An 11882-nucleotide genomic window follows, 5' to 3' on the forward strand; every position below is an offset into this window, starting at 1 on the left:
CTAGCCGATCCAGGTGTCGTGCAGCTGGATCCGGCTGGAGGCGTCGAAGTTCAGTCCGTGCACCTTGTTTGTGACGCCGAGCTGGGACTGGAGCTCCACAACGGGTGCGTAGTAGGCATTTCGCACGATCAACTGCTGTGCCTCGCCGACCAGTTGCTTGCGCTTGGCCGTGTCCGTGGTCGCCGCCTGCGCGGACAGTGCCGTGTCCAGGTCACCGGCCGGGACGCGATAGAAGTTGGCCAGCTTCGTGGAGAAGGAGCTGCGCAGGATGTCCGGGTCCGCGCGGGTGATGTTCCCCCAGGCCGCGTCGTAGTCGCCCGCCTGGAGCGCCGGCGCCAGCTGGGTGACCTGGACCTGCTTGAGGGTGACCTGGATGCCGACGTCCTTGAGCTGCTGCTGGACGAGTTCCAGCGCGGGCTGGTTGGTGGCCGCGTTGGGTATCCAGGTGATGGTCAGGGCAAGCTTCTTGCCGTCCTTCGCGCGGATGCCGTCGGCGCCGGGCTTCCAACCCGCCTCGTCCAGCAGGGACTTCGACTTGGCCGCGTCGAAGGCGAGGTCCTGGGCGAGACTGGTGTAGTCGGGCGTGGTGTGCGCGAGGATGCTGCTCGCCGCCCGGGTACCGGTCGGGAACACGGCGTCGGCGATCTGCTGCCGGTCGACGGCGAACAGGATCGCCTGGCGCACCTTCGCGTCCTTCAGGACGGGACGCGAGTTGTTGAGCCCCAGACCGAACACCACACCGGGGTTGGCCCGCCGCAGGAGGGCGACCTGACCACCCTTGAGCGCCGCCTCGTTGGCCCTGCCGACGCTGGCGATGGCGTCCACCTGGCCGGACTGCAGACTGCCGGCGCGCACACCCGCCTCGGGCACCACCTTGAACACCAGCTTGTCCAGGTACGCCTCCCCCTTCTTGGCCCACAGGGAGGAACCCCAGTCGTATCCGCTGCGCCTGGCCAGGGTCACCGACTGGTTCTGCACGTACTGCTTGAGCACGAACGGCCCGGACCCGATCACCCCTTCGCTGCACTTCTGCTGCGGGGTCCTCTTCACGCTCGCCGACGACTCGATGCCCAGGGAGTGCGTCGAAGTGGCCTGCAGGAACTGGGCGTTGGGCTGTTCGAAGGTCACTCTCACCGTGAGCGGGTCGATCGCGGTGGTGCTCTTGACGCCGCTCAGGTAGCCCTCGGCCAGGGTGCCGAGCGCGCCGAGATCCGGCACCGCGTCGAAGTTGTCCTTGACCACCTGCGCGGTCAGCTTCGACCCGTCGCTGAAGGTGACCCCCGGCCGCAGATGGAACGTGAACGTCCTGGCGTCGGAGCTGATCTCCCAGCTCTTCGCCAGCCACGGCACGATCTTGCCGGTGTCGGGGTCCTGGTCCGTCAGGGAATCCACGATCTGGCGTACCGAGTAGATGGTCTCGTTGCTGGCGACCTGCTGCGGATCGACGCAGCCGGCGTCCGAACCCACCGCGAAGGTCAGGGTGCCACCGGACTGCGGCCGAGCGCTGCCGGCGCCGGAGCCCTCGGCGCCCGACCCGCAGGCGGTCAGCAGAACACTGCTGGTGAGGAGGGCGGTCAGGGCTGCCCATCGGGGGGATCTGAAAACCGGAAGTGTTGTCACGCGGAGGGTTCTCCTACTCGTGTCACCAGGCATGGAGGTGCCGTACGAGGCACACAGCCGTGCGTGGGTGTGCGGCCCCGGCCGGTGCGACACCGGTGGCGGGGGAGCGCTGTGCGACAAGGATCAGGGGGAAGCGGAGTCAGCCACGAGAGAGCGCGGTGACGACCGGCGCATGCCGAACCGCGGCCGACGGCGAGGTGGAACCGTCAGGCCTGACAGAGGCAGCTGGTCGAGCGCTTCAGATCGATGTGGCGTCGGCGCGCGAGCCGCGAGAACACCGTGGCGACGGCGAAGGAGGCACTGGGGTCACTGGCGTGCCGCATACCGCTCCTCCCCCGTCCCAGGCCCCGGTCACGGGGCCACGCGCTTGCGGGGATCATCGGCGATCCTCGCCGGGCTTTCACCTGGAGCACCCCACCGCGCGGGAGGGTTGCCGGTCAGCGAGCCAGGGCTTGACGCTGACACTCAATGCCGTTGGTGATCGTACGGAGCACTCTCGTCGTACGTCAATGGCGGATCCAGGGCCTGAGACGGACCGATCCCCGGCACGCCTGCGGGGCCGGCTCACGAACTGTCGTGATCCCGGGAGGAGTTCGGCGAGGCCGGCCTGGGAGGGCGAGGGGGCCTGGGAGGGGATCACGACGTCGAGGGCGCGGATGCCCGGGACCACGACCCGCTGCTCGGCGAGCGCGGTGACCGGGTCCTCGATCAACCCCGTTCCGCTCGGTTGGGTGTGGAGCCGCCGATGCGTCTCAGTCGTTGCCCAGCGCCATCGAGACCACGACCTTGCCCGCCTTGGTGCGCCCCTGCTCGACATGCGCCATCGCTTCGAGCGTCTGGTCGAACGGGAAGGTGCTGTCGATGACCGGGCGGAGCTTCCCGCTGTCGTACAGCGCGCCCAGTTTGCGCAGCTGGGAGCCGCTGGCCCGCATGAAGAAGAACTCGTAGCGCACTCCCAGCGCCCTGGCCTGCTTGCGGATCTTGCGGCTGAGGGTGTTCATGACCAGGCCCATGAAGGAGGGCGCGCCGAGCTGCTTGGCGAACGCGGCGTCGGGCGGGCCGACGACACTGACGGCGAGGCCGCCGGGCTTCAGCACGGTCAGCGACTTCTCGAGGTTCGCCCCGCCCGCGGCGTCCAGCACCAGGTCGTAGCCGGAGAGCACCTTGGAGAAGTCCTCCTTGGTGTAGTCGACGACGACATCGGCGCCGAGGCTCCTGACCAGCTCCTCGGTCTCGGTGTTCGTGGTGGTCGCCACGGTGGCCCCGAGGTGCTTGGCGAGCTGGACGACCGTCGACCCGAGGCCACCGGCACCGGCGTGGACGAGTACCTTCTGCCCCGGCGTCACATGGGCGCGCTCGACGAGAACCTGCCAGGCGGCCAGCGCCACCAGCGGCACGGCGGCGGCCTCTTCGAGGGTGAGGGACGCCGGCTTGGGGGCGACATCGTCGACGTCGATCGCGATGAACTCCGCGAAGCTCCCTACCCGCAGGTCGCGCGGACGGGCGTAGACCTCGTCACCGACCTGGATGCCGTGTACGGCGGAGCCGACCCGCGTCACCACGCCGGCCACGTCGTGGCCGAGGGGGAACGGGGTCTTGTACTTCAGGAGCTGCTTGAAGTCCCCGTTGCGGACCATCTTGTCCAGCGGGTTGATGCTCGCGGCGCTCACTCTGACCAGGACGTCGCGGTCTCCGACGGTGGGCTCGGGTACGTCTGCGGCGCGTACGCCGTCCTTGCCGTACTTCTCGACGACGAATGCCTTCATGACGGGCGCCTTCCGGTGTGCGGGTCTCGGGGGTTTGAGGTGCTGGCCGCGACGCTACTTGCTGAGTATGGAAAAGTAAACTCAGGAGAGGTTAGTATCACTGCATGATGGATGCACGGACCGAAACCCTTCAGAACGCCGGCCGGGACCCCCGTCTCGACCGTGACACGTCGAACTGCTCGATCGCCCGGACCCTCGAGGTCGTGGGGGAGAAGTGGACGATCCTGATCCTGCGCGAGGTCTGGTACGGCTCCTCCCGCTTCGGTGACTTCGAACGGGTCCTGGGCTGTCCTCGCAACCTTCTCGCGGCCCGGCTGAGGATGCTCGTCGAGGAAGGCATCCTGGCCACCGAGACCTACAAGGAGCCGGGCTCGCGGAGCCGGCCGAAGTACGTGATCACGCCCAAGGGCGTGGACCTGGTCCCGGCCGTGATGGGGCTCCTGCAGTGGGGCGACCGCTACCGAGCCGACCCCGAGGGTCCGGCCATGCTGTCGAGGCACCGTGGCTGCGGCGCGCACGTGGACGCCCAGATCCGCTGCGACCAGGGCCACGTCGTACAGCCGGAGGACATCGAGAGCATCCCCGGCCCCGCTTTTCGTCTGCGGCCCGCCGAGTGAGCCCGGCGCGGCGCCGGCTGGTGTGAGCAGCCGGCGCCCGGCAGCCTATGCGGGGTGGTTGGCCCGCAGCGAGTTCTTGTCGATCTTGCCGACCGCGTTCTTGGGGATGGCGTCCACCACGAAGAATGTCGTCGGGCGCTTGTAGCCGGTGAGGCTGCGCGCGCAGAGGACTTCCAGCGCCGCCGCATCGACGCTCAGGTCCGGTCGCGGCTGGACGTAGGCGACGACCACCTCGCCCCACTTCTCGTCGGGTACGCCGATCACGGCGGCCTCGAGCACCGACGGGTCGCCCGCCAGCACGTCCTCGATCTCCTTGGGGTAGATGTTCTCCCCACCCCGGATGATCATGTCCTTCGAACGCCCGACCAGGGTCAGATAGCCGTCCTCGTCGAGGTGGCCGATGTCGCCCGTGTGCAGCCAGCCGTCCACGACGACCTTCGCCGTCTCCTCGGGACGCCCCAGATAGCCACGCATGACATTGGCCCCGCGTACGAGGACCTCACCGTCACCACCGGGTGCCACCTCGCCACCTTCGGCATCGACGATCCGGATCTCCTGGCCGGGGAAGGGGAGCCCCACCGTTCCGGCGCGCCGGGGACCGTCGACGGGGTTGATGGTGGAGCCGCAGGTTCCCTCGGACAGGCCGTACCCCTCGACGAGCGGGAACCCGTACCGGGCCTCGAACCGGGTCAGCAGTTCGGCGGAGGCGGGCGCCGCCCCGCAGACGCCGAAGCGCAGGGACGAGGTGTCGGGGCGGAGCTCGTCCGGGAGCGCCGCGAGCATGCCGTAGATCGTCGGCACGGCACTGAAGAAGGTGGGGCGTTCGCGCTCGACGACGTCGAAGAACGTCTGGGGGCTGAACCGGTCGGCGATGACGACGCTCGCGCCGGCCAGCAGCGGTACGAGGATGCTGACCACGATGCCGTTGACGTGGAAGAGCGGCAGGATCAGCAGGCATCGGTCGGTCGGTCCGACGCTCAGCGACAGGCGCCCCATCTCCGCCATGGCGTCGATGTTGGCGTGGTCGAGCATCACGCCCTTGGGCACACCGGTGGTGCCGCTGGTGTAGATGAGGAGGGCCAGCGCGGACAAGTCCGTATACGGCGGCTGCTCCGACCCCGCCTCCTCCTCGTGCAGGTCGCCGACGGCGAGCAGGGCCACGCCGTCCGGCGCGACGGCCGCACCGTCCTCGACGACCAGCAGGCGCGCACCGCAGTCCTTGAGCTGCCGGTCCACTTCGAAGTCGGTCATGCTCGGGTTGACGGGGGTGATGGTGGCACCGAGCCGCCAGGCGGCGAACATCAGGAGTACGAACTCGACCCGGTTGGTCAGCTTCAGGGCGACGACGTCACCGGGACCGATGCCGAGGCCGTGCAGCTGACGAGCCGTCGTCCGGACGCGGCTCAGCAACTGCGCGTTGGTGAGGGACTGGTGCCTGTCCGATACCGCGGCCCCATGAGGGTCGAGCTCGGCGCGGCGGTCGGGCAGAGAAGCGAAGTTCATGGCGAGGCTGTACCTGTCTCGGGGTGGTGCGACCCCGCAAGGAGTCAGGAAGGCAAGAAGTCAGGGAGTCGAGAAGCCGGCGAGTCAAGGAGTCAGGGCGTCGACACGGCGGGAGCCGGGCGCAGTTGACGGACGAGGAACTCGGTCTGGTCCCGTACCAGCGTCTCGAAGGTCTCACCGGTGTAGAAGTCGAAGTGACCGGCGTCGTACCGCTTGATCTCCCCCTGGGGAGCGGTGGCCGCGTACCGCAGGGTCTGGGCGGGGGGCGTGACCGAGTCGGTGTCGCTGACGCAGAACAGGATCGGCATGGCGACCTTCTTCGCCGCACGCCCGGGCCGGTAGCGCGCGATGGTCGGGATCACCCGCGCCGCCACCTCGTTGCGGAACGTCGTGCCGGGCGGCTGCAGCGCCTGGTAGCCGGGCAGGGCGTCCGCGGCGTTCATGAGGGCCGGCGTGCCGGGCGCGGCGGCGATGGGAACCAGTGCGGGCGCCTTGCCGCGCACCGCGGCGGCCAGATCCCGGGCGACCACGGGCATCATCCTGAGCGAGGCGAGCGGACCGAGCGCGAGCGCGGAGGCGAGACCGTCGGTGAACGGGCACTGGGCCACGGCCGCGCTCAGCTCCGGATGGCGGGAGGCGACGGTGATGGCGTGGCCGCCGCCGAAGGAGCTGCCCCACACGGCGACGCGGGTGCGGTCGAGGTCGGGGCGGCCCTTGACGTAGTCGAGGGCGGCATCCCAGTCGGCGAGCTGACGCTTGATCGACAGGAGCTGGCGGGGGTGGCCGCCGCTGTCGCCGAAGTGCCGGTAGGTGAAGGCGACGGCGGCTATGCCGGCCTGTGCGAAACGCTCGGCGAAGGCGTCCAGGCGCATTTCGCGGACCGCGCCGAGACCGTGGCCGAGGACGACGACGGGCGGGGAGGTGACGCCCGTGGGGAGGTAGAGCCAGCCGGCACAGTTGCTGTCGCCGGACCGGAACGTGATGTCCCGACGGGTGAAGGGCAAAGGAGTGGTCATCGGGTTCACCGTCCGTTCGTCGAGCGGCGGCCGGGCACGCTCCCCGTCGCGAGTGACCGCGCGTAGGTGTCGGGTTCGTAGAGCGGGAGTTCGCCCGTGGCGTCGGTCGTCTCCATGTAGTCCCGCATCAGTTCCTGACCCTCCTTGGACATGACCCTGACGAAGAACTCCGCGCGTTCGACGTGCAGGCCGTCCTCCAGCGACATCGAGCCGCCGAAGTACACCGATCGCTTGGCGGCCGCGACCGACCCCTTCGAACGCTTGCCGAAACGTTCCGCGAGTTCGACCGCCTGCGCGACCACCTTGTCCTGCGGTACGACCTGGTCGACCGCCCCGTTGGCCAGAGCCTCCGCGGGCGTGAACGGCTTGCCTTCGAGGATCGCGGCCAGGGACCGGTGCGTGCCGATCAGGCGCGTCAGCCGCTGGGTGCCGCCGCCACCCGGGATGATCCCGAGGAGGATCTCCGGCTGGCCGATGAAGAAGTCCCCGTCGGCCATGACGCGCAGATCGCAAGCCCAGGCGAACTCGGCACCGAGACCGAGAGCCGAACCGTTGAGGGCGGCGACGAAGAGAGCACCGCTGGCGTTCATCCGCAGGAAGGTCCGGTGCAGATGCTCGAGCTGGAGGGCGCCCCGCATCGGGGTCCTGCGCAGCAGCGGCCCCAGAAGGCGGGACCGGTCCACGTGCTTCGCCATGCGTACGACGGCGGCGGCACCGCGGCGCCCGACCGTGGGGCTCTCGGCACCCCCTTGCTGCAGCCATCGCACCGCGGCATGGCTGACGAACCGCTCGGGGTGCGCCCCGGTGAAGACGACGGCGCGGATCTTCGGATCGCGGTCGACCCGGGTGACCAGTTTGTCCAGCTGCTGGGCGATGTTGAGGCCGAACACCTGATGCGGGCCCCCGTCGACCCGGACCACCAGGACGGCCCCGCGATCTTCGATCACCAGTTGGCCGTTGTCTTTGTACGTCATGAATTCTGCTCCCGTGCTGAGTTCATGGGGTGGAAATTGCGAGGGGAGAGCCGCGAACGCGTGACGCGTCGCGGTGCTGGGGCCGGGTGCGCCCCGATGGGCTCTGTCCGCACCGGCGGCGAGAGACTGGTCCGGCGCGTGATGACGGGTCCGAGGACGGACGCGGGCATCCGGGAGTACACGTCACCTGCGATGTGTACTATTGCCGTGAAGATTCAGATAACCAAGTTATTACCGGCGTGTCAACGGTGGAGGCGTACGAGACATGGCAAGGCGGGCAAGAGTCGATGACGCGCCGGAACGACTTGTGCAGGCGGCCGTCGGTCTGCTGGCCGAGCAGGGGCCGTCGGCCCTGAAGGTGCGCACGGTGGCTTCCGCGAGCGGACTGTCGACGATGGTGGTCTACAGCCACTTCGGCGGGATCCCGGAGCTGATGAGCGCGGTCGCCGACCATGGATTCAAGGAACTCGGCCGGGCCTTCGCCCAGGTGCCGGTGACGGACGACCCGGTCGCCGATCTCTTCGTCATGGCCCTGACCTCTCGCCGGCTGGCCCGCGAGAACCCGCACCTCTACGACCTGATGTTCGGACTGTCCACGAGGGCGACCTATCGGCCCGTGTCGGATACGAACCTTCGCCTGAGCGGACGTTCCCCGGCCTTCCGGGACGCCTACGCGCATGTCGTCGCGGCGTGCGAACGGCTCATGGACTCCGGCCGGGTCCAGAGGCGGGAAACCGAGGTCGTCGCCGCCCAGCTGTGGAGCTTCGTGCACGGCTACGTCACCCTTGAACTCGCTGACCATTTCGTCGAGTTCGACGACGCCGTGGCCCAGGTGCTCCGGACCATGGGCGTCAACTTCGCAGTCGGGCTGGGTGACGAACGGGGACGAGCCGAGGCCTCGCACGAAGCCGGTACGCGCCTGTACGACTCGATCGTCCAAGGCGGGTGAGAGGACGGGCGGTTGGTGCTACCTGGTGCGCGGCTTGGACGACCCGGGCTCCGTGGCCGGGGTGTTGGTCCCCGGTGTGAGTTGGCCATGCCTCCCCAGGGCCGTCACCTCCCGCTCGAGCGACGGAACCGCGCGGGCCGCGAAACGCCTCGTCCAGGGCCAGGCCATCGGTGAATTCAGCGCCGCCTTGGCCCAGTTGGCCACGACGACCGCACGCGGGACGTACACGCGGCTGCGCCGGTGCACCAGCCCGTCCACGATCGCGGCAGCCGCCCGGTCGGGGCTCGTGGTCACGTTGCCCGGATAGGGCAGCCGCCGGCGCAGGTCCGCGAACGAGGGAAGGTCCGCCTCGGCGCCCCGGACGAGATCCGTGTTGATCCAGGAAGGGTGCACGAGGCCGGCCGTGATCCCGAGATGCGCCACCTCCTGACGGTAGGTCAGGGCGAGCATCTCGGCCGCGGCCTTGCTCGCGCCGTACGAGGCCATCGCGGCCAGCGGCGTGAACGACAGCGCGGACGCCACGACGAGCACGTGTCCCCGGCTGCGCTCGAGGTGAGGCGTCGCGTACTTCAGGGTGCGGAACACGCCGTTCAGGTTGATGTCCATGACCCGTTCGAACGCGGCCTCGTCGGTCTGCCGTACGGTCCCGTACGCCACGACACCCGCGTTGGCGACCACGAGATCGATACCGCCCATGATGTCGGCCGCCTCGTCGATCGCCGTCTGTAGAGCGGCGCCGTCGCGTACGTCGGCCTCGCGCCACGCGGCGGTGGGGCCCAGGTCCTTGGCGAGGGAGCGGAGCCGATCGGGTTCGAGGCCTATGACGGTGACGACAGCACCGCGGGCTGCGGCCAGTCGGGCCACCTTCTCGCCGATGCCGCGTGCCGCTCCGGTGACAACCAGTTTTCTGCCCAGCAGGTCACGTTTCATGGCCGCAACATAACTTCGTTATAGAGCGAGCACAAGACTCCGCGCACCGCCCGTTGTCCGTACCGTCCGCTGGGGCTCGCGACTCGGCGAACCTATGCTGCCTGTCATGAGGCGGACATCCTTTGCGCAGTGGCCCTGCTCGATCGCGCGGACCATGGACCTGCTCGGGGACTGGTGGACGCCGCTGGTACTACGAGAGGCGTTCTACGGGATCCAGCGGTTCGACGCGTTCCAGGAGTCGCTCGGGATCGCCCGCAACACGCTGACGGACCGGCTGCGCCGGCTGGTGGAGGAAGGGCTGCTGGAGAAGCGGCCGTACCAGACGGAGCCGGTTCGCCACGACTACCTGCTCACCGAGAAGGGCCGCGACTTCTTCGGCGTGCTCCTGGTGATGAACCGATGGGGAGACCGCTGGCTGGCGGGTGAAGCGGGTCCGCCGGTGGCGACGCGTCACGAGGTGTGCGGCCAGGAGACCCATGCCGAGGTGGTGTGCGCCGCCTGTGGCGAACCCATGGACGCGGACAACACCCGTTCCGTCATGGGCCCCGGATATCCGCCTCAGCTGGCCCAACGGCCGGATGTGCGGGAGCGGTTCGCGGGCTGATCCGGTTGCGCCGGGCGGTCGCGGGCACCCTTGACAGGTGAGTCCATCTACGCAACTTTACTGGTCGGATGCTCAGGCGGTTGTTCTTCGCGGACTGGAGCGGTGGAATCATGGAGTGGACGGGCGCGCGCTATGCGGACACGCCGACGGCCGAGGTCCACACCTGGATCGCCGCCGCGCCGGCCCAGGTGTGGAAGCTGGTGTCCGACATCGAGCTGATGCCGCGCATGAGCTCCGAGCTGCGGTCCGTCGAATGGCTGGACGGCGGCAGCGGCCCTGCCCTCGGGGCCCGGTTCGTCGGCCGGAGCAAGCACGACGCGTTCGGTGAGTGGTCGACCACGTCCCACATCGTCGAGTACGAGCCGCCGAGGAGACTCGCCTGGGCGGTCGAGGATCCCCAGCACCCGACGGCGGTCTGGCGGTTCACGCTGGAGCCGCAGGACGGGGGCACTCTGCTGCGGGAGTGGATGCAGATGGGACCGGGCCGTTCAGGTCTTTCCTTCGCCATCGACCGTATGCCGGAGAAGGAACAGAAGATCGTCTTCGTGCGCATGCGGGAGTTCGAGGCAAACATGACCATCACCCTCGAAGGGTTCAAGAAGCTGGCCGAGAGCGACCGGACCCCCGGCGAGGCGAGCCTGTGATGCGTACCTCCACCACGATCGAGGCCTCCGGGGGCGACTGGCGGGAGATCGTCGACTACGTCACCGAGGCGGAGCGGCTCGGGCTGGACATCTGCTGGGTGGCGGAGGCGTGGGGCTCCGAGGCGCCCTCGCCCCTGGGCTACTTCGCCGCGAAAACCGAGCGCATGCTTCTCGGCTCGGGAATCATCCAGCTCGGCACGCGCACGCCGATGGCCATCGCCCGCGCCGCGATCACGCTGTCGCAGATCTCTCAGGGTCGCTTCCTCCTCGGGCTCGGCCCGTCCGGGCCACAGGTGATCGAGGGCCTGCACGGCGTGCCGTTCGACCGGCCGCTGTCCCGGATGCGCGAGACCGTCGAGATCGTGCGACAGGCCGCCACAGGGGAGAAGGTCGCCCATGCCGGGCGAGAGTTCCGCATCCCGCTGCCGGGCGGCGACGCCAGACCCATGCGCCTGTCCATGCGTGCCGAGTACGACATCCCCGTCTACCTGGCCACCCTCTCGCCGAAGATGCTGCACCTGACGGGCGAGATCGCCGACGGCTGGCTCGGCACCAGTTTCGTACCCGAGGGCGCCAAGGAGGCGTACTTCGACCACCTGGACCGAGGCCTGGCCGACGCGGGTCGTAAGCGGTCCGACCTGGACGTCTGCCAGGGCGCCGAGGTCGCCTTCGCGGACGACGAGGACGCGCTGCGCGCGATGGTGGCCGGACGCAAGAAGGAGCTGGCCTTCAGCCTCGGCGGCATGGGCTCGGCGACCACCAACTTCTACAACAGCGCCTACAGCCGCCAGGGTTGGGCCGAGGTGGCCGCCGAGGTCCGGACCCGCTGGCAGGCCGGGGACCGGGACGGCGCGGCCGGACTGGTCACCGACGAGATGGTGCTGGCGACCACGCTGATCGGAACCGAGGACATGGTGCGCGAGCGGCTGCGCGTGTGGCGTGACGTCGGTGTCGACACTGTTCGCTTCTATCCCGCAGGCGAAACCCTCGACGCCAGACTCACCACTCTGGGCCGGGCGATCGACCTGGTCCGGGACATCGAGGACGAGGCTGCGCGGTAGGGAACGGCCGTAGGCCCGAGGCGAACGGCCCAGCTGGGGGCGGTCGACCGCGCCCGGGCGGGCTCAGCCGCGGACGCTGCCGCCGGCCTCGGCCGCCAGGCCCGACATCGGCAGGGTGATGGGACGGAAGGTCGGTCAGGGCGTCCTCGCTGTGCGGTAGGGAGTGGCCGTAGTTCCGAGGTGAACGGCCCAGCCGGG

General features: G+C 69.2%; 11 protein-coding genes and 1 riboswitch. Of the genes, 5 read left to right on the plus strand and 6 right to left on the minus strand.

Annotated features, from left to right (window positions below):
- Positions 1 to 1620: an ABC transporter substrate-binding protein gene (locus ABZ855_RS32795; protein WP_360813108.1), complete on the minus strand. Its 1620-nt coding sequence runs from the start codon at positions 1618 to 1620 to the stop codon at positions 1 to 3.
- 358 nt (positions 1621 to 1978) lie between these two features.
- Positions 1979 to 2093: riboswitch (SAM riboswitch) on the minus strand.
- A 279-nt stretch (positions 2094 to 2372) separates the two neighbouring features.
- Positions 2373 to 3386, minus strand: a complete 1014-nt coding sequence (locus ABZ855_RS32800) for an NADP-dependent oxidoreductase (protein ID WP_360813110.1) — start codon at positions 3384 to 3386, stop codon at positions 2373 to 2375.
- Between the two features lie 107 nt (positions 3387 to 3493).
- Between ABZ855_RS32800 and ABZ855_RS32805 the strand changes: the two genes are divergently transcribed.
- Complete coding sequence (locus ABZ855_RS32805) at positions 3494 to 4003, plus strand: helix-turn-helix domain-containing protein (RefSeq protein ID WP_360813258.1); 510 nt, start codon at positions 3494 to 3496, stop codon at positions 4001 to 4003.
- 45 nt (positions 4004 to 4048) lie between these two features.
- Here ABZ855_RS32805 and ABZ855_RS32810 read toward each other — a convergent pair whose 3' ends face one another.
- The 3 genes from ABZ855_RS32810 to ABZ855_RS32820 all read right to left on the minus strand — a co-directional run bounded on the left by ABZ855_RS32810 (position 4049) and on the right by ABZ855_RS32820 (position 7496).
- Positions 4049 to 5506 (minus strand): AMP-binding protein, encoded by a 1458-nt coding sequence (locus ABZ855_RS32810; protein ID WP_360813112.1) that lies wholly within the window; start codon positions 5504 to 5506, stop codon positions 4049 to 4051.
- Positions 5507 to 5598: 92 nt separating this feature from the next.
- On the minus strand, positions 5599 to 6522 hold the full coding sequence (locus ABZ855_RS32815; protein WP_360813114.1) for an alpha/beta fold hydrolase: 924 nt from the start codon (positions 6520 to 6522) through the stop codon (positions 5599 to 5601).
- A 5-nt stretch (positions 6523 to 6527) separates the two neighbouring features.
- Positions 6528 to 7496: an enoyl-CoA hydratase/isomerase family protein gene (locus tag ABZ855_RS32820; protein ID WP_360813116.1), complete on the minus strand. Its 969-nt coding sequence runs from the start codon at positions 7494 to 7496 to the stop codon at positions 6528 to 6530.
- Positions 7497 to 7761: 265 nt separating this feature from the next.
- Here ABZ855_RS32820 and ABZ855_RS32825 point away from each other — a divergent pair, with 265 nt between their 5' ends.
- Positions 7762 to 8445 carry a TetR/AcrR family transcriptional regulator gene (locus ABZ855_RS32825; protein WP_360813118.1) on the plus strand — a complete coding sequence of 228 codons (684 nt, stop codon included), beginning with the start codon at positions 7762 to 7764 and terminating at the stop codon, positions 8443 to 8445.
- An 18-nt stretch (positions 8446 to 8463) separates the two neighbouring features.
- Here the strand turns inward: ABZ855_RS32825 and ABZ855_RS32830 are convergent, their stop codons facing one another.
- Positions 8464 to 9375, minus strand: a complete 912-nt coding sequence (locus ABZ855_RS32830) for an SDR family oxidoreductase (RefSeq protein WP_360813120.1) — start codon at positions 9373 to 9375, stop codon at positions 8464 to 8466.
- A gap of 106 nt (positions 9376 to 9481) precedes the next feature.
- Here ABZ855_RS32830 and ABZ855_RS32835 point away from each other — a divergent pair, with 106 nt between their 5' ends.
- The 3 genes from ABZ855_RS32835 to ABZ855_RS32845 all read left to right on the plus strand — a co-directional run bounded on the left by ABZ855_RS32835 (position 9482) and on the right by ABZ855_RS32845 (position 11684).
- On the plus strand, positions 9482 to 9979 hold the full coding sequence (locus ABZ855_RS32835) for a helix-turn-helix domain-containing protein (protein ID WP_360813122.1): 498 nt from the start codon (positions 9482 to 9484) through the stop codon (positions 9977 to 9979).
- 110 nt (positions 9980 to 10089) lie between these two features.
- A complete protein-coding gene (locus tag ABZ855_RS32840) occupies positions 10090 to 10623 on the plus strand; it encodes an SRPBCC family protein (protein ID WP_360813259.1) in 534 nt (177 codons plus the stop codon).
- Positions 10623 to 11684, plus strand: a complete 1062-nt coding sequence (locus tag ABZ855_RS32845) for an LLM class flavin-dependent oxidoreductase (RefSeq protein WP_360813124.1) — start codon at positions 10623 to 10625, stop codon at positions 11682 to 11684. Before ABZ855_RS32840 ends, ABZ855_RS32845 begins: the two co-directional genes overlap by 1 nt.
- Positions 11685 to 11882 lie beyond the last annotated feature (198 nt).

Source organism: Streptomyces sp. NPDC047042 (assembly GCF_040644035.1).
Taxonomy (GTDB): domain Bacteria; phylum Actinomycetota; class Actinomycetes; order Streptomycetales; family Streptomycetaceae; genus Streptomyces.

Excerpts from the sequence above, each read along its gene's own strand:
- ABZ855_RS32825 (WP_360813118.1), top strand. The coding sequence starts at position 7,762 with ATGGCAAGGCGGGCAAGAGTCGATGACGCGCCGGAACGACTTGTGCAG.
- ABZ855_RS32805 (WP_360813258.1), top strand. The coding sequence starts at position 3,494 with ATGGATGCACGGACCGAAACCCTTCAGAACGCCGGCCGGGACCCCCGT.
- ABZ855_RS32835 (WP_360813122.1), top strand. The coding sequence starts at position 9,482 with ATGAGGCGGACATCCTTTGCGCAGTGGCCCTGCTCGATCGCGCGGACC.
- ABZ855_RS32815 (WP_360813114.1), bottom strand. The coding sequence starts at position 6,522 with ATGACCACTCCTTTGCCCTTCACCCGTCGGGACATCACGTTCCGGTCC.
- ABZ855_RS32845 (WP_360813124.1), top strand. The coding sequence starts at position 10,623 with ATGCGTACCTCCACCACGATCGAGGCCTCCGGGGGCGACTGGCGGGAG.
- ABZ855_RS32820 (WP_360813116.1), bottom strand. The coding sequence starts at position 7,496 with ATGACGTACAAAGACAACGGCCAACTGGTGATCGAAGATCGCGGGGCC.
- ABZ855_RS32840 (WP_360813259.1), top strand. The coding sequence starts at position 10,090 with ATGGAGTGGACGGGCGCGCGCTATGCGGACACGCCGACGGCCGAGGTC.
- ABZ855_RS32800 (WP_360813110.1), bottom strand. The coding sequence starts at position 3,386 with ATGAAGGCATTCGTCGTCGAGAAGTACGGCAAGGACGGCGTACGCGCC.
- ABZ855_RS32830 (WP_360813120.1), bottom strand. The coding sequence starts at position 9,375 with ATGAAACGTGACCTGCTGGGCAGAAAACTGGTTGTCACCGGAGCGGCA.
- ABZ855_RS32810 (WP_360813112.1), bottom strand. The coding sequence starts at position 5,506 with ATGAACTTCGCTTCTCTGCCCGACCGCCGCGCCGAGCTCGACCCTCAT.